This window comes from Streptococcus parasuis, from assembly GCF_021654455.1.
GTDB classification, from domain to species: Bacteria; Bacillota; Bacilli; order Lactobacillales; family Streptococcaceae; genus Streptococcus; species Streptococcus parasuis.
Genome location: NZ_AP024276.1, coordinates 40,219 through 59,431, shown reverse-complemented (window position 1 = coordinate 59,431; position 19,213 = coordinate 40,219). Strand labels below are relative to the sequence as shown.

The 19,213-nt window shown below is 40.2% G+C and carries 17 protein-coding genes; all 17 read right to left on the bottom strand.

Annotation, left to right across the window (positions count from 1 at the left end):
* Positions 1-81 precede the first annotated feature (81 nt).
* The 17 genes from L6410_RS00345 to L6410_RS00265 all read right to left on the bottom strand — a co-directional run bounded on the left by L6410_RS00345 (position 82) and on the right by L6410_RS00265 (position 19,144).
* A complete protein-coding gene (locus L6410_RS00345) occupies positions 82-1,794 on the bottom strand; it encodes an ABC transporter ATP-binding protein (protein ID WP_024392857.1) in 1,713 nt (570 codons plus the stop codon).
* A gap of 4 nt (positions 1,795-1,798) precedes the next feature.
* A complete protein-coding gene (locus L6410_RS00340) occupies positions 1,799-2,545 on the bottom strand; it encodes a hypothetical protein (protein WP_222367817.1) in 747 nt (248 codons plus the stop codon).
* A gap of 4 nt (positions 2,546-2,549) precedes the next feature.
* Positions 2,550-3,419: an ABC transporter ATP-binding protein gene (locus L6410_RS00335; protein ID WP_024392859.1), complete on the bottom strand. Its 870-nt coding sequence runs from the start codon at positions 3,417-3,419 to the stop codon at positions 2,550-2,552.
* Between the two features lies 1 nt (position 3,420).
* Positions 3,421-3,840, bottom strand: coding sequence for an Msa family membrane protein (locus L6410_RS00330; RefSeq protein WP_024397565.1), 420 nt, complete (start codon positions 3,838-3,840; stop codon positions 3,421-3,423).
* A 14-nt stretch (positions 3,841-3,854) separates the two neighbouring features.
* Entirely contained in the window at positions 3,855-4,442 is a 588-nt protein-coding gene (locus L6410_RS00325) for a CPBP family intramembrane glutamic endopeptidase (protein ID WP_237395551.1), read from the bottom strand.
* 10 nt (positions 4,443-4,452) lie between these two features.
* Entirely contained in the window at positions 4,453-5,202 is a 750-nt protein-coding gene (locus tag L6410_RS00320) for an amino acid transporter (RefSeq protein ID WP_237395550.1), read from the bottom strand.
* Between the two features lie 504 nt (positions 5,203-5,706).
* Complete coding sequence (gene purB, locus L6410_RS00315; RefSeq protein WP_237395549.1) at positions 5,707-6,999, bottom strand: adenylosuccinate lyase; 1,293 nt, start codon at positions 6,997-6,999, stop codon at positions 5,707-5,709.
* 181 nt (positions 7,000-7,180) lie between these two features.
* Positions 7,181-8,248 carry a 5-(carboxyamino)imidazole ribonucleotide synthase gene (gene purK, locus L6410_RS00310; RefSeq protein WP_237395548.1) on the bottom strand — a complete coding sequence of 356 codons (1,068 nt, stop codon included), beginning with the start codon at positions 8,246-8,248 and terminating at the stop codon, positions 7,181-7,183.
* Positions 8,235-8,723 carry a 5-(carboxyamino)imidazole ribonucleotide mutase gene (gene purE, locus L6410_RS00305; RefSeq protein ID WP_172025376.1) on the bottom strand — a complete coding sequence of 163 codons (489 nt, stop codon included), beginning with the start codon at positions 8,721-8,723 and terminating at the stop codon, positions 8,235-8,237. Before purE ends, purK begins: the two co-directional genes overlap by 14 nt.
* A gap of 27 nt (positions 8,724-8,750) precedes the next feature.
* Positions 8,751-10,013, bottom strand: coding sequence for a phosphoribosylamine--glycine ligase (purD, locus tag L6410_RS00300; RefSeq protein WP_172025377.1), 1,263 nt, complete (start codon positions 10,011-10,013; stop codon positions 8,751-8,753).
* Positions 10,014-10,147: 134 nt separating this feature from the next.
* On the bottom strand, positions 10,148-10,447 hold the full coding sequence (locus L6410_RS00295; protein ID WP_237395547.1) for a hypothetical protein: 300 nt from the start codon (positions 10,445-10,447) through the stop codon (positions 10,148-10,150).
* A gap of 93 nt (positions 10,448-10,540) precedes the next feature.
* Complete coding sequence (gene purH / locus L6410_RS00290; RefSeq protein ID WP_172025379.1) at positions 10,541-12,088, bottom strand: bifunctional phosphoribosylaminoimidazolecarboxamide formyltransferase/IMP cyclohydrolase; 1,548 nt, start codon at positions 12,086-12,088, stop codon at positions 10,541-10,543.
* 25 nt (positions 12,089-12,113) lie between these two features.
* Positions 12,114-12,272, bottom strand: a complete 159-nt coding sequence (locus L6410_RS00285; protein ID WP_105127391.1) for a phosphoribosylaminoimidazolecarboxamide formyltransferase — start codon at positions 12,270-12,272, stop codon at positions 12,114-12,116.
* Positions 12,269-12,826, bottom strand: coding sequence for a phosphoribosylglycinamide formyltransferase (purN, locus tag L6410_RS00280; protein WP_024397576.1), 558 nt, complete (start codon positions 12,824-12,826; stop codon positions 12,269-12,271). Before purN ends, L6410_RS00285 begins: the two co-directional genes overlap by 4 nt.
* Entirely contained in the window at positions 12,823-13,845 is a 1,023-nt protein-coding gene (gene purM / locus L6410_RS00275) for a phosphoribosylformylglycinamidine cyclo-ligase (protein ID WP_160864439.1), read from the bottom strand. The genes purN and purM overlap by 4 nt, the downstream gene beginning before the upstream one ends.
* Positions 13,846-13,917: 72 nt before the next feature.
* Entirely contained in the window at positions 13,918-15,378 is a 1,461-nt protein-coding gene (purF, locus tag L6410_RS00270; protein ID WP_024392871.1) for an amidophosphoribosyltransferase, read from the bottom strand.
* Positions 15,379-15,427: 49 nt separating this feature from the next.
* The gene (locus L6410_RS00265) at positions 15,428-19,144 is read right to left on the bottom strand and encodes a phosphoribosylformylglycinamidine synthase (protein WP_172025380.1); all 3,717 of its coding nucleotides are present in this window, start codon (positions 19,142-19,144) and stop codon (positions 15,428-15,430) included.
* Between the last annotated feature and the right edge of the window lie 69 nt (positions 19,145-19,213).

Here is a 19,213-nt window from a genome sequence, read left to right as displayed (position 1 = left end):
AAAGCATACACTATTCCCCTAGGGTTGAGTCAAGACTTAACTGAAAAAAAATAAGAACAGGAGCTATCAACTCCCGCTTTATTAACTTGCATTTGGTAAGTTTCTTAGAAAATCATTGTACAAATGGCTACGAGTCATTAGCTGTTGATGGTTCCCATAATCAGAAACCTGCCCATTTTTATCCAAGACAAGAATAGCGTCAGCTCCTTTTACAGTATGTAGGCGGTGAGCAATGGTCAAGCGTGTCTTTCCAACTGTTAGACGATCAATCGCTTTGCTAATGATGTGTTCCGTCACATTATCTAAGCTTGCTGTTACTTCGTCTAAAAGATAGATAGGGTGCTCTAGTAACAAAGCTCTCGCAATATTTAAGCGTTGTTTCTGACCCTCTGACAGACCTGCACCATTTTCTAGAATCTGTGTATCTAAGCCTTGTTCCATCTCCGAAACTAACTTATTGAGACCCAACTCTTTTAAAATAAAGCAAATTCGTTCCTCCGATACAGCTTCATTTTTACCATATATAAGATTTTCCCTAATCGTTCCATGGAAAAGCGTATTGTCCTGTGGAATATAAGAAATCATGCTTCTCACTTGTTTTGCAGAAATTGACGATAGCGAGTGACCACCAATCAAAATATCTCCCTGGTAATCTTCATAAAACTTCATCAACAAAGAAAAAATCGTTGATTTCCCAGCACCACTTGGACCAACAACAGCCACATGCGAGCCCGCAGGGATTTCCACGGAAAGACCATTCAATACTTGATCTTCATTGTATGAGAAATGAACATCTTTCAATTGAATTGAAGCATCTTGAATCATCAATTCAGTTAATGGTTGTTCTTCCTTACTCTGTTCTAATAATTCTACCAGTCTCTTAGAAATCGCTTTAAATTCTGTCAATTCATTCAAAGATGAAACCATATCAATCACAGGTTCAATCAGTTGCATCATGTATAAAACAAAGGTTGTTAGTGTTGCTATTGTCATCATTCCGTTTGTTACTTCCATTCCTGCAACAAGTAACATTAAGATAATTAATCCCATCATTAAGCTACTAACTAGCGAATGTTGCACAACTGAATATTTTATTATGTTTTCAAAACTGAGAGCTAAACGGTCAAAAGCTTCTGTCATACTATGTAATTCAGATTCTTCTCCTTGAAAAGCCTTCATCAAACGGAAATGAGTAAATTTATGACTGATACGGCTAGAAATGTCACCCAAACCCTTTTGATAATTTGAATAGCTGTTCTCTAATTTGTGGCTCATTGGCACCATTACTAAAGCTATAAGAGGCATCAGCAGTAGACTCATGAGAGTGAGAGAGGAACTAATAGTCCAAAGAAAATAAATAGAGCCTAGTAGAATAAGAACATTCATGAATAAATTCGGAAGAACTACCGTTATAAAATTTAAAACAGCAGACATATCATTGGTTAGACGACTGGCAATGTCCCCTGATTGAAAGTGATCCAATGCAGAAACTTCCGAGTGTAACAAATCAGAATATATTGTTACTTGTACCTCCTTTATCGCCAAATTTCCAACCCTACAAATCAAATAGTTTCCAAAAACTTTTATTACATTAATTAAGATAAAAAGTGAAAGATAACCAATCAGTTTGATAGGATGTTCTAATAAATCAACAAGGAAGTGCCGATCTAGGAACTGTCCGATAACTTTTGGTACAAATAGTCCCAAAATTACACCTGTTATACTTAATAAAATACCTAAAATGAATAGATTCTTTTTCAGATGACGATATATTAGCCTGACTATTTTTTTCATAGTACTAAAATTCCAAATTTTTCATACGAAATGCACCTGCAACATAAGAGAATAGACAATAAATAATGCCTACGCCCAATAACATTAAACAGCCTATGGTAATATTTGATTTTTCAAAGACAGTGACATAACCACTCGGAAAGAATGGGGCCAATGATGGAAAGAATATTGCGATACTCATTAATGTATTAAGGATTAACGCAATGATTAATGTAATACCGTTCCTGAAATATAGCGCACACACACTTGTCACAACCCCAACAATAACATATGACGAAATTACTGAGATTACTGAAAGAATAGAATAATTAAAATCTTGACTCCAAAAATTTAAACTCCCATACGGCAGATGTGCAACTTGAAGATAGTACACACCGAGCGAAATGATAAAGTACCCTATACTATAAATCAAAATTACTGTAAGCATACTTAATAATTTCATCAGTAGAATTTTAAATCTATTTATATCCTTATATAATAACAGTCTTTTTGATTGAACCTCTTGACGCATCATACTGATTGAAACAAAAGCTAATGCAATAGATGGGATGATCGAGTTGAACTGTAGATTAAATTGGCCATAATAAAAATCAAAAAATGCGATTTTAATATTTTCAGGGCCCGCAAAAGAGAACATTCTAGAATTCAACAATGTTGATATCAAATATAAAACTGGCGTTAAACAAAGTGACAGAAATATCTTGGTTTCTTTACGACTTAAAGTTGAGCGTAATTCTGGAAAAAACATCATATCTTTAGTCTCCCATCTCAAAATAATCTTTCAAATGGTTTTCTTTTATTTCAATTTTTTTAATGGCTTTTTGACTGGATAGTGTATACATTAATTGATTCAAATAATCCGCCTCCGAATCGATTGTAACCTCAATTTTACCATCTTGGATACTTTCAAACAGTTCAAGAGGTAATTGGACTTCTGATAAATCATCTTTCAATTGAATAATAACACTTGGAGCAGATTGAATCTGCATTTCCGTTTCAAGCCTGCCTCCTTCAATGTATACATAACGATTGCATAAAGCCTCTAATTCTCCTAATTGGTGACTAGAGATAATCATTGAAATATTTCGTTCTTGTGACCACTGTTTTAGTATCGAAATTAATTGATTTACTCCTAATGGATCTAGTCCAACAAATGGTTCATCAAGCAACAAGAATTCTGGCTCCGATACCAGGGCTATAGCCAAGGCTGTCCTTTGTTTCATTCCAAATGAAAACCCTTTTGGTTTCCTATTTCTTGCTTCCCATAAATCAACTAAACGAAGTGTTTTCTCAATATTAGAATATTGTTCTTTTTTTCCATGAATATCTAGATAAAATTTCAAATTGTCCATTACTGTCATTTCTGGATAAAAAACTGGTTCAATCATGATTCCAAAATTTGACAGAATATGCTTTGTCTGATGAATATTATGTCCAAAATACTCAATGCTCCCATCCGTTGGTCTTAGAGATTTTGCAATTAACTTCAATAAAGTAGACTTTCCTGCTCCGTTTTTCCCGATTAATCCTACAATATCTCCTTGATTAATCGTTAGATTCACATCTTTTAAAGAGTAGAAATCATTTCCTGAAAATCTTTTTGATAAATTCTCTATTTTTAACATACTATGCCTCCACTAGTGTTGTATTTCTATGCATCTGATAATAGTAATTTAATCCAAATATACTAAAATATAGAATTGTGGCAAAAATTAACTGAGAAGGATAAAGTAGAGAATTACTTACCTCCACTGTAAAATTACTTGTCTGTACTGTGTTTTGTAAAATATATTGTTGCCATTCTCCACTTTGTTCAGCAAAAATACCAAAAGAAATATAAAATAGTAGTGATAATAGTGGTACCATGATCAGTTTCGCTATGCCTGTATTCTTAGATTGTTTTATTAATTTATTCGTAACAACAACACTAACGATAAGTGGTAACACATATAGAAGACCAGCTAAAACAATTAGAGGCATATCGCTCAAAAATGTTATGGATATAAATACTAAAGCAGCATATAACATGGAAACAACAAACAACATAAATATTCTTCTCCTTAAATAATTTTCCCAACCACTACATTGTGTAACCAATGAATGGCAATAGAATATTGTAAACCAAATTTCAGACCTACCCTAGACAACAGATAACCTGCAGGTACTTTAATCATCGCATTTAACCAAAAATCTCCATTTATATGAAGTAATAACCCAAAAAGTAATGATGTCACTATAATAGTGAAAAACGTATGATATTCCTTAAATAAAATATGAAATGCGACATATCGAAATAAGTATTCCTCACAGATTGCAACAATCAGTGCTGTAAAAATTTCATCTGATTTAATAAAAATTGAATTCATCAGAAGAATGATAACGAGTATCAATATAGACTGATTTTTGCTAAACGGAACCAATTCCTCTTCAAACTCGATTCCAATTTTCTTTGAAATAAAAGTGGGAATTAAAATAAATCCTGTACTCATTCCTACTAACTTAACAAATAAATGACCACTATCATTCTGTAGAATTCCCAACATTATTAATGCAACATTGCCAATATTTGCTATTAAACCAGCTAACATAATAAGAGCAACAACTATTATCAAATAAAATATTTTATTATTTTTAGCATGTGTATTCACAAACTATCTCCTAATATTCTATTTTTTCAAATGCCCTCATTCCTAAATAATAGAAAGTGCAGCAATAAACACCACTAATAAAAATTAATCCAAATACAGCAAATAAGGTTGAGCCACCCAACTCAGCATACCCTGTTGGAAATAAGAATTTACCTAACGATAATTGAGGAGCTACATTTGAAAATAGCATAAATAGTACCCCTCCAAGCACCGATGCTGCAATATTATACCGGATAGAAAGATTAGCTACTAAAAGAATAACAATAACATATACTGCTATTCGGGCTAAAATAATCAATAAATGATGTGATAGTGATTGGGGGGAACTTGGGAAGAAATGTCCTGAAATATAGTTATGAGGCAACATGAACACATAATAACAAATAAATGATGTGATAAATGTACCAATAGTAAAAATTCCTAAAATTTTCATCAGGTTATAGATCTTCGCTTTAAATATGAGTGGTTTTTCGATATCTTTAAATAAAAACAGACGTTTTGAAGAAATTTCATTTCTAAAGACACTCATCACACTGTAACTTAATAATAATGTTGGAATTGTGAGTTGCCACTGAGTATGCACAATTATCTGCCAAAACATGATAAACGAAATCTGTTCTCCTTCAGCGTAACTTGCAATACCAGCTTGAAAAATACTGACTAAAGCAGTTATCAACGGATATATCATACAAATTAAAAATAATACTATTTCTCTCTTACTTAAAATTGAACGAAAAACAGGTTTTAATAATTCCTTCATTTCTTTTCCTCTGTTTTTATAAACTAAGCTAGACGCGTAAATAGATACACGTCTAACTTCTTTTGTTTCCAAATTTTCACTTTATTTTATTTGATTACCAATAGAATCTCTTGCCTTTGTACCCAAATTTTAAGAAACCAAAATTAAGTTCAAAACGAGAAGCAATTTTTCCAAACAATTTATGCATATTTATCTCCTATCTATTTTATTTATTATTTAATAAGACAAAATCAATCTTTCTATTCTAGTAAACTAATACATATATTCTTATTCGGAATCATCAGATTCATAACGATTTTAGAACATATATGTATTTCAGGTATTATTACCAATAGAAGACTTTACCACGATAACCAAATTTCAAAAAACCTAGGTTTAATTCACAACGCCCCAATGTTTGACGAAAAAGTTTCTTCATATTCTTTCTCCTTTCATTTTTCCTACACTTGTTTATTCGCAAGTAAACAAAAAATTCTCTGGAAAATCCAAAGAATTTTGATTTTTTTATAATCCAAGTCGTTCAAAGATATCATCAACCCGCTTAGCATAGTAGTCTGGGTTGAAGAGTTCATCGATTTCTTCCTGACTAAGTTTAGCTGTCACACGCTCATCCGCTTCAAGAAGAGGCTTGAAGTCCACTTGATTGTCCCAAGACTGCGCCGTTTTTGGTTGCACCAAGTCATAGGCTTCCTCACGGGTCATACCTTTTTCAATCAAGCTGAGCATGACACGCTGGCTATAAATCAAGCCAAAAGTCGACTCCATATTGCGTTTCATATTTTCAGGGAAAACCGTCAAGTTCTTGACGATATTACCAAAACGATTAAGCATATAGTTGATTAGAATGGTCGTATCCGGTGTGATAATCCGCTCCGCTGACGAGTGGGAAATATCGCGTTCGTGCCAGAGAGCCACATTCTCAAAAGCCGTCACCAAGTGTCCACGCACCACACGAGCCAGACCGGTCATATTTTCAGAGCCGATAGGGTTGCGTTTATGGGGCATAGCAGAGCTGCCTTTTTGGCCTTTGGCGAAATACTCTTCGACTTCGCGTTGTTCAGATTTTTGTAGCCCACGGATCTCTGTCGCCATACGCTCGATAGACGTTGCAATCAAGGCTAGAGCTGAGAAATATTCTGCGTGGAGGTCACGAGGAAGAACCTGGGTAGAAATTTCCTGCGGACGAATGCCTAATTTGCCACAAACATACTCTTCCACAAATGGAGGAATGTTGGCAAAGTTACCAACCGCACCTGAAATTTTACCAGCCTCAACACCCTTGGCTGCCACATCAAAACGCTCCATATTGCGTTTCATTTCGCTATACCAAGTCGCCAATTTAAGACCGAAGGTCGTTGGCTCCGCATGGACACCGTGAGTCCGACCCATCATAATGGTGTACTTGTGCTCACGAGCCTTGTCGGCGATGATATTGGTAAAGTTTTCAAGGTCACGACGGATAATGTCGTTGGCCTGCTTGTAAAGGTAGCCGTAAGCCGTGTCCACCACGTCGGTCGATGTCAGACCGTAATGGACCCACTTGCGTTCCTCACCAAGACTTTCCGAAACCGCACGGGTGAAAGCCACCACATCGTGACGGGTTTCCTCTTCAATCTCTAAAATGCGGTCGATGTCAAAAGTCGCCTTCTCACGAATCAAAGCCACATCTTCCTTGGGGATCTCACCCAACTCAGCCCAAGCCTCATCAGCGAGGATTTCCACCTCCAACCAAGCCTTGTACTTGTTTTCTTCACTCCAAATAGCCGCCATCTCTGGGCGCGAATAACGATCAATCATTGTTTATGATGCAGAGGGCTTTAAGAACACAAAAGAAAAATAGGAAACTGCCACTGTGTGCTAGCACACACGACCGTTTATCATTTTTCCGACGCTTTTAGACCGAGTTAAAATACTCGAACTTGCCCTCTCTCCTTTCTATCTTTAAATGTATTGGGTTTTACTTGAATTTCGAAATCCCCTACAACTCTACCTCAACATCCTCCCCCAACACCGTCACATGTCCCATTTTGCGATTGTGCTTCGCTTCTAGTTTACCATAAAAATGAAGATATGCGTTAGGATTTTCTTGAGAAAAGGCTTGTGCTGCTTCCATGTCTTGTCCGAGGACGTTGATCATAACGGCTGGAGAGAGCAGGCGAATAGGAGGGAGGGGTTGACCAAGGATACCCTGTATATGGGTATCAAACTGTGAAAAATTACAAGCTTCAATAGAATAGTGTCCTGAATTGTGTGGTCGAGGGGCAATTTCATTCACAAGAATTTCCTGCCCTGCCACAAACATTTCAACACAAAGGGTGCCTGCTAATTGAAGTTTATCTGCTATTTGCAAGGCCATTGTTTTGGCTTTTTCAGCTAGTTCATCTGAAATACGGGCAGGCACGATAGTTTTGTAAAGAATATTATTGCGGTGGATATTTTCCTGCACAGGAAAGACTGTGTAGTCGGAGCCATTCCCAGACACAAGGACGGAGATTTCCAGGTCGAAATTCACAAACTCTTCCAATACACACTCGGCAGAGTTAGCTAACTGACTAGCCGCCCCCAAGTCCGCTGCTTCTCGAATGACCTTCTGGCCATGTCCGTCGTAGCCCCCAGTGGCTGTTTTTAAAACATAGTTTTTGCTGAGGTCCAGACCTTCTAGGTCTAGGCTAGATGTGACAACTTTGTAAGGGGCGACTTGCACGCCAGCTTTTTTGGCCAAAAAATCCTTCTCAAAAATGCGGTTTTGGGAAATACGGAGGAGATCTGTCCCCTGAGGGAGCTGTCCGTCCTTGATGACTGCATCCAGTCCGTCGGCATCGACATTTTCAAACTCGTAGGTCAAGACATCGCACCGCTCCGCCAACTGTTTGAGGGCCGCCACATCGTGATAGGGAGCGACGATAACCTCGCTGACCTTGGAGGCTGGGCAGTCTGCAGCTGGATCCAGCGTGATCACCTTGTGACCCATATAAATAGCGGAAATGGCCATCATCTGACCTAGCTGACCACCGCCAATAATACCTATCGTTTTAGATGAGTTCATCTGACATAGCCTCCGCAATTTTTTCCTGTTCCTTGGCAAAATCTGCCAGCTGAGCTGCAATGGTTTGGTCTTCAATGGAGAGAATGCGAAGAGCTGTCAGAGCTGCATTGGTCGCACCTGCTTCACCAATAGCCATGGTTGCAACAGGCACACCGCCTGGCATCTGCACGATAGAATAGAGGGAATCCACACCACTTAGGGCACGAGATTGGACAGGGACTCCGATGACAGGCAGGGTTGTCTTGGCTGCCACCATACCCGGCAAATGAGCCGCACCGCCCGCTCCTGCGATGATGACCTTGATGCCACGGCCACGCGCTTCCTCGGCATGACGGAACATGAGGTCGGGCGTGCGATGGGCAGATACCACTTTCTTTTCATAGGCTACGCCAAATTTATCCAGCACTTCGGCTACTTTTTTCATGGTTTTCCAGTCAGAACTAGAACCCATAATGATGGAAATTGGAATGTTCATATTTGCACTTCCTTTTCTTATACCAAGTTATTTAACAGCTTTACTTCCAATATCTGTACGATAAAAGAGGCCTGTGGTATCTTGATTTTTCAGCTCCGAGTAAATTTTTTCCTGGGCTTCTTGGATGGTGTCTGCTGTGGTGACTAACATATAGACCCGACCGCCGTTTGATAGCAGTGCTCTGCTATTTTCCGCAAAACGAGCCCCTGCATAGTAGGTCGTGATGTCTCCCTCGGTCCTTGCTGGCAAGACCACACCTTTTTCGTAATCCAAAGGATAGCCATTTGATGCCACCACTACCCCAAGTGTCACGCCACTATCTAGCCAAGTCAGCTGGGTCGGACGTTTGTGGAGGATGTCGTCAATGTTCTGAGCAAAGTCAGAGGTCAAGCGAGGTAGGATAATCTGAGTTTCTGGGTCGCCAAACCGAGCGTTGAACTCAATGACTTTAGGACCTTGATCTGTCAGAATCAAGCCAGCATAGAGCACGCCAAGATAAGGTCGCTCTTCAGCAATCATGCCCGCAAGAATAGGCTTGACAATGGTGTCAACTGCTGTATCCACCACGCTTTGAGGCAGGTGGGGAACAGGAGCGTAAGCCCCCATGCCGCCTGTGTTAGGACCTTGGTCGCCGTCAAAGGCACGCTTGTGGTCCTGGGCTGTCGGCAGGATATAGAACTGGTCGCCGTTGACCAAGGCAAAGAGCGAGAACTCCTCACCCTCCAAGAACTCCTCGATGACTACGCGGGCACCCGAGTCACCGAACTTATTGTCCAAGAGCATCTCCCGTACCGCTTCGACCGCCTGCTCGACGGTTTCCGCCACGACCACACCCTTGCCCAGCGCCAATCCGTCCGCCTTGACCACGATTGGTGCACCCTGCTCTTCGATGTAGGCTTTGGCTTCTTCGAAGTTGGAAAATGTGCCAAAGGCTGCTGTTGGAATGCCGTATTTGACCATGATTTGCTTAGCAAAGTCTTTTGACCACTCTAGCTCCGCGGCGAGACGACTCGGACCAAATGCCTTTAACCCAGCCTGTTCAAAATCATCAACGATACCTGCTGCCAAAGCATCGTCTGGACCAACAAAAGTCCAGGCAATGTCATTTTTCTTAGCAAAGTTGATGAGAGCAGAATGTTCGGAAATACCGATATTTACCAATTCAATCCCATCTAAAAGCATTCCATCATTTCCAGGAGCGACAAAGACCTTTTCTACCTGATCAGACTCTAACAATTTCTTTGCAATAGCATGTTCACGACCACCAGACCCAACAACCAAAAGTTTCATTTATTATACCTCAAAAACGGATTTTATATAAACAGTATAGCAAAAACAGACGGATTTTAATAGAGAAAACAGGGGAATGTTCGGGAATGGAAAAAGCTCACCGAGGTGAGCAAATTATCTAAAAGAATGTACTGTTATTGAATAGTAGTCTCTACTTGCCTAGCCTCCTCTTTTTCCAACTGCTCCATTTCAGAAAATAATTTACTAGCTACATTATCGATACGATTTATAACATCTTGTAAGTTGGAGTGAAGGGCATCTGTAATATTATGAAGGTGAATCCGTACCAAATCACTGTTTTCTGGTTTGTTAAAAGAGTGTAGTAAATCTACAGTCGCAACCTGTAAACGTAAGTTTTCTGTGGCTATTCCTAGTTCCAGTCCCAATTCACTAAACTGATTTTTATTTAACATCGCTATTATCCTCACTTTCATATTTATGAGAACAGCTTAACGGACTAGACTGAAAATATTCTAAAAAACCACCCCAACTTCTCCAGCTGGGGTGTTCCTCTTTCTCCAAATTTCTCAATGTCTAAAATGTCTTACTCCCGTAAAGACCATGGTCAAGCCGTACTTATTGGCCATGTCAATGGAATCCTGGTCACGGACAGAACCCCCCGGCTGAATGATAGCCTTGATGCCTGCGGCAGCGATTTCTTCCACGTTATCAGCAAAGGGGAAGAAGGCATCCGATGCCAAAACGGCTCCTTCCAAACGGTCCTTGGCCTGCTCGATGGCGATACGGACGGAAGCCACACGGTTGGTTTGCCCCGGTCCCACTCCCAAGGTCATCTTGTCATTGGTGATGATGATCCCGTTGGATTTGACATACTTAGAAGACTTCCAGGCGAACTCCATAGCCGCCCACTCTTGCTCGGACGGTTGACGCTCAGTCACAACCTGCCAGTCCACTGGGTTTTCCACCACCACGTCCTGATTCTGCACCAAGAGACCACCAACAACGCCTGTGAATTCCTTTTCTACTTCACTAGCATCTTGAGCATCAAAAGCCAATTCTAAAATGCGAAGATTTTTCTTTTTATTGGTCAAAATTGCTAATGCTTCTGCCGAGTAGCTCGGTGCGATGATGATTTCTAAGAAAATCGGGTGCATCTTTTCAGCCGTCGCAGCATCTACTTCCCTGTTCAGCACGACGATGCCTCCGAAAATCGATACTGGATCAGCCTCATAAGCATAATCCCACGCCTTTTCAATAGTTTCTGCTTGTCCGATACCACATGGATTCATATGTTTAAGAGCTACAACAGTTGGACGGTCCTTGAAATCACGGATAATACGAATAGCGGCATCCGCATCACGAATGTTATTGAAGGATAGTTCCTTCCCGTTTAACTGCTTAGCAGATGCAATGGAATATGCAGTCGGAAGGGCATTTTGGTAGAAATCCGCATTTTGTTGTGGATTTTCTCCATAGCGCATTGGCTGATTAAGGTCATAAGTAAGAGTAAGTTTCTCAGGTTTCTCTTCACCTACTTGCTTAGTGAAATAATCAGCTATTAAAGCGTCGTAAGCCGCGGTATGACGAAAGACCTTCGCTGCTAATCGCTGACGCGTTGAGTAGCTAGTTTCCCCCTGCTCTGCTATTTCTCCTAAAACTGTTGGATAATCTGCCGGGTCTACCACAACTGTCACACTGGCGTGGTTCTTGGCTGCCGAACGAAGCATAGAGGGACCACCGATGTCAATATTCTCCACCGCTAAATCATAGGTCACATCTGGACGTAAAATAGTCTCTTTGAAAGGATAAAGGTTGACTACCACCAAATCAATCAAGCCAATTTCATGGTCGCTAGCAGCTTGCAAATGGCTGTCCAAATCCCGACGCGCCAACAAACCACCGTGAATTTTCGGATGAAGAGTCTTGACACGACCATCCATCATCTCTGGAAAACCTGTCACATCATCAATGGCAATAGTGGGAATACCCGCCTGATCCAATGTAACTTTTGTACCTCCAGTTGAGATAATCTCCCAACCAAAACTGTTTAATTCCTTAGCAAATTCAACGATACCATTTTTATCAGATACGCTAATTAACGCACGCTTTGTCATGTTTACTCCTTTTTCTACACATTTACTATTTGATTTGAGTCATTAAAAATCCTGATAAAATCAAGGATAATCCATAGGCCAATATCAAACGTGCTGGATTTTCTAAGTTTGCAAAAATAAAGCTATTAAATAGCAGAGCAGCTAAAACAAATACCAAAACGAATGAGATTATTTTCTTTATCATAACTCTATCCTTTCTACCCCCAGCTCTTCTAAAACTGTTGGATAAAGCTGATATTCTGCAGCGTGAATCCGTTCCTCAAACTGCTCCAAATAATCATCAGCCAACCTAGGTACACGGACTTGTTTAATAATTTGACCTGTATCGACACCACTGTCGACCCAGTGGACCGTCACACCACTCTCTGGAACGTCAGCTTTCCAGGCATCTTCAATCCCATGGGCTCCTGGAAATTCTGGCAGATAAGCCGGATGAATATTGATAATCCGTCCCTCATACTTAGCAAGCAATGTAGGGCCAACAATCTTCATATAGCCAGCTAAAACAACCAGATCAATCTGGTGTTTGTCCAATAAGTCAATAAGTGCTTTTTCATATGCCTGTTTATCAGCAAACTCCTTCAGTTCAAAAGCATAGGCTGGAACTCCTAATGTTTCAGCTCTCTTTAAAACGAAAGCATCTCTATGATCTGAAAAAACAAAATGTACCTTGAATTGTTCAGCTATAACTTGAAAATTGGAACCATTACCAGAGGCAAAAATTGCTATTCGCTTCATTTGATTATCACACTCTTGTCTTCTTTGATTACAATACGACCAATTTCATAAACTTCTTCATTGACTGATTCTCGAACCTTGTCAACCTTTTCAGGACTGACTGTTAACACCAAACCAATCCCCATGTTGAAGATTTCAAACATTTCTTCGTGTTTGATTTTGCCATATGTTTCAAGGGCAGTGAAGATAGGAAGGACCGGAATCTTATCTTCTTCAATCTCTGCCGCTAAATCATCTGAAAACATACGAGGGATATTTTCAACAAATCCACCACCAGTGATATGAGCGATACCATTTACAAGTTCATTTTTTACCAATGGTAGTACTTGTTGGACATAAATACGCGTTGGTTCTAGTAAGACATCCTTAAGAGCTTTGCCATTGAGCTCTGGCAACAGAGCGTCACCATCAAGATCCGCAAAAACACGGCGAACCAATGAATAACCATTAGAGTGGATGCCACTTGAAGCTAAGCCGAGTAAGATATCACCTTCTTTGACCTTACTTCCGTCAATAATTTGTGATTTCTCAGCGATTCCGACTGCAAAACCGGCTAAATCATAATCATCTTCGCCGTACATGCCAGGCATTTCAGCAGTTTCACCACCAATCAACCCACACCCTGCTTGGACACAGCCTTCTGCAACACCCGCCACTACTTGTTCCAATTTAGCTGGCTCATTTTTCCCTGTCGCAATATAGTCAAGAAAATAAAGCGGTTCTGCACCTGCTGCAATAATATCATTGACACACATCGCAACACAATCTTGGCCAATTGTGTCATGTTTGTCATATTGAATTGCAAGCATAAGCTTAGTACCAACACCATCAGTTCCTGATACTAAAACAGGCTCTTTTACATCTAATTTGGTTAAGTCAAACATACCACCAAAACCACCTAGTGCCCCCATGACACCCAATCGTTCTGTCCGAGCAACGTGTTTTTTGATACGTTCAACTACTTCATAACCCGCTTCGACATCCACTCCTGACTGAGCATAAGCATTTTTATTCGTCATTTTATTTCCTTTCCTCTAAAAACTTTACAGTTGATTGACAAGGTTTACAAGGTTGTCAATATTGATTGACACTCATTTATCTCTTTTGACATTCTCTATGTAGAAACTAGTTTTCTCTTCTAAGCTTCGAAGATATTCTTCCTCATAGTCATAAAGGGGCGTTGGAAATTCTCCATCAAAATACGCCACACAGAGCCCACCCTTAGGTGCATCTGTTTTTATACCAATCGAGTCTATCAAACCATCTAATGACAGATAGGTAAGGCTATCAGCTCCTATAATTTCACAAACCTCATCTACAGAATGATTGGCTGAAATCAGTTCTCTACGTGTTTGAATATCAATTCCATAAAAACATGGATACTTCAGTTCAGGACTACCGATAGCAACATGGACTTCTTTCGCACCAGCATCACGTAACAGTTGGACAATACGACGACTCGTTGTTCCTCGAACAATTGAATCGTCAATCATAACCACGCGCTTATCCTTAACAACACTGGAAACAGCTGATAACTTCATGCGAACACCCTGTTCCCGTAATTCCTGTGTAGGCTGGATAAAGGTCCTTTGAATGTACTGATTTTTAATCAGCCCCATCTCATTTGGCAAACCGGACTCCTCTGCAAAACCCATTGCAGCTGAAAGTGATGAATTAGGCACACCAACAACAATATCTGCTTCGTGTTGAAATTCTTGAGCCAAACGGCGCCCCATATTTTTTCGGGCAGTATGAACATTTATCCCATGAATGACAGAATCTGGACGCGCAAAGTAGATATATTCCATCGAACAGACTGCAAGTTGTGTATCCGTCGTATAGGTATCATAGCGAATTCCTGAATCATCAATAATGACCATCTCTCCCGGCTCAACATCACGAACCCATTCTGCTCCAACGACTTCAAACGCACATGTCTCGCTGGCAACGACCCAAGCCCCATTCTTCATCTTTCCAATAGATAATGGACGAAAACCGTTTGGATCCAAGGCTGCAACCATTTTATCTTCTAACATAATCAAGTAGGCAAATCCACCCTTGACAGTATTAAGAGCTTCCTTGATTTTACCCATCAGGTCTGGATTATGACTGCGACGAATCAAATGCATCAAAATTTCAGTATCAGATGAACTTGAAAAAATCGAACCATTTTTTTCTAATTCTGCCTTTAAACTAACTGCATTAGTCAAATTGCCATTATGAGCTAGTCCAACTTGCATATCTGAAAAATCAAAGAGAAAAGGTTGAATGTTATGGATAGAAGCTGAACCTGACGTGGCATAGCGAACATGACCTATCGCTGCTCTCCCAGTGAGACGTTCTAGGTCTTCTGACTTTTTAAAAACATCCGCAATCAACCCTGTATCCCGATGACGACGTAAATGTCCTTCATCATTTGCTAAAATCCCTGCGCCTTCTTGACCTCGGTGCTGCAAACTATGGAGTCCAAAATATGTGACCTGAGCAGCTTGCGGATGACCCCAAATCCCAAAGACTCCGCATTCTTCATTAAGTGATTTAACTTCGTACATGTTATTCCCTTTATTATGTTTATTCAACCAGAATGATGACTGAACTTTCTTATTCTGTAAAATAGCGAACCGCTGATGCAAATAAGCCCTGGTCTTTATTCCCCGGAATATTTTGGAAGAGACCAGTTTCATAACGCTCTGAATGTCCCATTTTCCCAATGATTTGACCATTGGCACTAGTAATTCCTTCTATCGCATGATATGAGCCATTTGGATTGTATTTTGAATCCATACTTGGTTGACCAGTGAAATCCACGTATTGACTGAAAATTTGGCCATTGTTGCGCAAAACTTCAAATTCTTCATCAGTAACTACAAATTTCCCTTCACCATGAGAAACTGGAATAGCGTGAATATCTCCAACTTGAACTCCTGATAACCATGGAGAATTTACATTAGCAATGCGTGTCTCAACCATTTTTGCAACGTGCTGGTTAGCATCGTTATAGAAGAGAGTTGGACTGGTTTCCACTACTTCTTCAAAATTCCCATAAGGTAATAAGCCTGATTTAACAAGGGCTTGGAAACCATTACAGATCCCGATAATGAGACCACCTTTTTCGATAAACTGGTCAATAGCTGAACGGACCTTGGCATTTCGCAAGATAGTCACGATAAATTTAGCAGAACCATCTGGCTCATCGGCTGCTGAGAAACCACCTGCAAAGAAAAGAATATTAGCCTTGTCAATATTGTCCACCATTGTGTCAACGGAATGTTCGATACTCTTTCCATCTAAGGTTACAAATGGTACTAGATTTACCTGGGCACCAGCTTGTTCAAACGCCTTGGCTGAGTCATACTCAGAGTTAGTTCCTGGGAAAACTGGAATGTACACCAGTGGAACATCAACTTTTTTCTTGGCTCTACGAATCGTTGTTTTCGCAATGGCTGGGACATCCTCTATAGAAGTGTTTTGTCTAAATTCTGTCGGATAGACCTCTTCAAGTTTTCCTTCAAAAGCAGCTTGTACATCATGTCCAAACAACTTGACACCATTGACAACAAGTGTAAACTCTTCAGTTGTCTGTCCAATTTTCACTGCTCCTGATATTTCTTCAGTAGAAGTAAAGACAAAACCACCTAATTGACCTGTCAGACATGTTTCTACGGTTTCTAATTCAATTGTCGCACCAATCTGATTTCCAAAGGTCATAAGAGCTATACTTTCTAAAACACCACCATACTTAACAGCACTTGCTGCTGTAATCGCATAAGTATTCTGCCATTTTTCAAAAGTCTCAAAGTTTGACTTGATGAATGTAAAATCTATGTCTTCCGATAAAATTTGACCTGGAAGATAATAGATATTCTCACTGGTTGTTTTGAACTCAGGAGAAAGAACCTTGCGACTATCTGCAGTGGTTACACCAAAAGCAACTAGTGTCGGAGGAACCGTTAGTTCTTCAAAAGTACCAGACATAGAGTCCTTACCCCCAATAGATGGTAAACCTAGCTGAATTTGAGCCTCAATTGAGCCAAGTAAAGCCGCTACAGGCTGTCCAAACCGTTCCGCCTGTTTATCCATTCTTTGGAAATACTCTTGATAAGAGAAACGGGCCTTAGACCAGTTTGCACCTGTTGCAACCAAACGAGCTGTTGCTTCAATCACCGCATACGCTGCACCATGATATGGAGACCACTCTGCTAAATATGGATGGTAACCTTGCGCCATAACCGAAGCTGTTGTCGTCACACCATCTTGGACAGGTAACTTTTGAACGGAACTTTCTGTCGGCGTCAACTGATAACGCCCACCAAGCGGATGATTCACTGTTGAACGACCAACTGAAGAGTCAAAAATAGTCTGCAATCCTTTTTGGCTAGCATGGTTGAGGTCTGAAAGAATTGTCTTCAAATCCTCTTCTAGGGTTTCAGGTGATGTCTGACGTAATTCGGGAAGGTTGACAGCATTGTCAACTACTTTTGCATCAACTACTACACGAACACCATTTGTATCAAGGAAAGAACGTTCCAAATCAACAATCGTTTGGCCATTCCAAGTCATGACTAGATTTGGTTTATCCGTCACTTTAGCTACTACAACAGCATGGATATTTTCTTCACGACAGGCTTCGATAAAAGTTTCTACATCCTCTGGACGAACGACTACACTCATCCGCTCTTGTGATTCTGAAATGGCAATCTCAGTTCCATTCAAACCTGCATACTTGAGTGGCACCTTATCTAAATCTATTTCCAAACCATCTGCTAACTCACCAATCGCTACACAGACACCTCCTGCACCAAAGTCATTCGACTTTTTAATCAGTCGTGTCACTTGTCCATTTCGGAATAAACGCTGAATTTTACGTTCTTCAATAGCATTTCCCTTTTGAACTTCTGCACCAGCTGTTTCGACCGATTCGACAGTCTGAACCTTAGACGAACCTGTTGCTCCACCGATACCATCTCGTCCAGTTTTACCACCAAGTAAGATGACCACATCACCAGCCACCGGTTTTTCACGGACTACATTTTCTTTCGGAGCAGCTCCAATTACCGCTCCAAGTTCCATACGTTTGGCAACGAAACCTGGGTGGAAGTATTCACGGACATAGGTCGTCGCAAGACCAATTTGGTTGCCGTAAGAAGAATAGCCATGTGCAGCTGTTTTTGAAATGATTTGTTGTGGTAATTTCCCATCACGTGTTGCAGTTAATGGTTGAGTGATATCTCCTGCACCTGAAATCCGCATTGCTTGATAGACATAAGACCGACCTGACAACGGATCACGGATAGCACCACCAATACAAGTTGCTGCCCCACCAAATGGTTCAATTTCTGTTGGGTGATTATGTGTTTCATTTTTGAACATGAGAAGCCAAGGTTCCTTCACTCCATCCACGTCCACTTCAATTTCTACTGAACAAGCGTTAATCTCATCAGAAACTTCCATATCATCCAACCGACCATTCACACGCTCATAGCGACCAAAAATAGTAGCCATATCCATTAAAGTTTGAGGCTTATCTGATCGACCTAGTTCTGAACGCATCGCAATGTATTTGTCATATGTCGCCTGCAATTGCTTTTGGAATTTTGAAGCTGAAAAGTCAATCGTTCTGAGTTCTGTTTCAAATGTCGTATGACGGCAGTGATCACTCCAATAAGTATCTAAGACTTTGAGCTCTGTTTCAGTTGGAACTCGACCGATTGATTTGAAATAGTCTTGGATAAATAATAAATCCTCCACTTCCATGGCCAAACCAACTTCACGCTTATACATCGCAAAGTCTTCAGCACTATAGTTTGCAAAAAATTCCAAATTTGGAATAGAGCTATCTGAAACAGAAAATTCCTGTTCCAGCAAAGGTGATTCCATATCTTTGAAACGAGAATCAACAGGATTAAGAAGATAATTCTTAATTGCAGCCAATTCTTCTTCTAGTACATTTCCATTTAAGATAAAAAGCTGACCAGTATGAACACGTACATTTTGGCGGCTACCCAATAAAAGGAGAGCCTCTTGACTACTAGCTGCACGTTGATCAAATTGACCAGGGAGAGCCTCAATGGCAAAATAGACTGAGCTTTCTAAACCCAGTTCTTCTTCCAACAACGCCTTATCTGTTACCTGTTCCATGAAGATATGCTTAATCGCTTGTTCAAGCAATTCTTCCTCTAAATTGAAAATATCATATACCTGTACTAATCGAAGACTGGATAGACTAGTCAACTGCAAATTGTGAACCAATTCTTCGAGAAGAGCTTCTGCCTTAATTTGAAAATCTGCTTTTTTTTCAACAAAAATACGTTTTGCCATATTCAAGATACCAAGTCCGACAAGAAAAGCTGTCTTACACTTAGAAATCACCAAATACATTTAGTGGAT

What these genes read in the sequence shown, in the direction of transcription:
- L6410_RS00345 (WP_024392857.1), bottom strand. Translation starts at nt 1,794, where the DNA reads ATGAAAAAAATAGTCAGGCTAATATATCGTCATCTGAAAAAGAATCTA.
- purE (WP_172025376.1), bottom strand. Translation starts at nt 8,723, where the DNA reads ATGAACATTCCAATTTCCATCATTATGGGTTCTAGTTCTGACTGGAAA.
- L6410_RS00335 (WP_024392859.1), bottom strand. Translation starts at nt 3,419, where the DNA reads ATGTTAAAAATAGAGAATTTATCAAAAAGATTTTCAGGAAATGATTTC.
- purH (WP_172025379.1), bottom strand. Translation starts at nt 12,088, where the DNA reads ATGACAAAGCGTGCGTTAATTAGCGTATCTGATAAAAATGGTATCGTT.
- L6410_RS00320 (WP_237395550.1), bottom strand. Translation starts at nt 5,202, where the DNA reads ATGAAGGAATTATTAAAACCTGTTTTTCGTTCAATTTTAAGTAAGAGA.
- purK (WP_237395548.1), bottom strand. Translation starts at nt 8,248, where the DNA reads ATGAACTCATCTAAAACGATAGGTATTATTGGCGGTGGTCAGCTAGGT.
- purF (WP_024392871.1), bottom strand. Translation starts at nt 15,378, where the DNA reads ATGTACGAAGTTAAATCACTTAATGAAGAATGCGGAGTCTTTGGGATT.
- purN (WP_024397576.1), bottom strand. Translation starts at nt 12,826, where the DNA reads ATGAAGCGAATAGCAATTTTTGCCTCTGGTAATGGTTCCAATTTTCAA.
- purD (WP_172025377.1), bottom strand. Translation starts at nt 10,013, where the DNA reads ATGAAACTTTTGGTTGTTGGGTCTGGTGGTCGTGAACATGCTATTGCA.
- L6410_RS00265 (WP_172025380.1), bottom strand. Translation starts at nt 19,144, where the DNA reads ATGGCAAAACGTATTTTTGTTGAAAAAAAAGCAGATTTTCAAATTAAG.
- L6410_RS00295 (WP_237395547.1), bottom strand. Translation starts at nt 10,447, where the DNA reads ATGAAAGTGAGGATAATAGCGATGTTAAATAAAAATCAGTTTAGTGAA.
- purM (WP_160864439.1), bottom strand. Translation starts at nt 13,845, where the DNA reads ATGACGAATAAAAATGCTTATGCTCAGTCAGGAGTGGATGTCGAAGCG.
- L6410_RS00340 (WP_222367817.1), bottom strand. Translation starts at nt 2,545, where the DNA reads ATGATGTTTTTTCCAGAATTACGCTCAACTTTAAGTCGTAAAGAAACC.
- L6410_RS00285 (WP_105127391.1), bottom strand. Translation starts at nt 12,272, where the DNA reads ATGATAAAGAAAATAATCTCATTCGTTTTGGTATTTGTTTTAGCTGCT.
- purB (WP_237395549.1), bottom strand. Translation starts at nt 6,999, where the DNA reads ATGATTGATCGTTATTCGCGCCCAGAGATGGCGGCTATTTGGAGTGAA.
- L6410_RS00330 (WP_024397565.1), bottom strand. Translation starts at nt 3,840, where the DNA reads ATGTTGTTTGTTGTTTCCATGTTATATGCTGCTTTAGTATTTATATCC.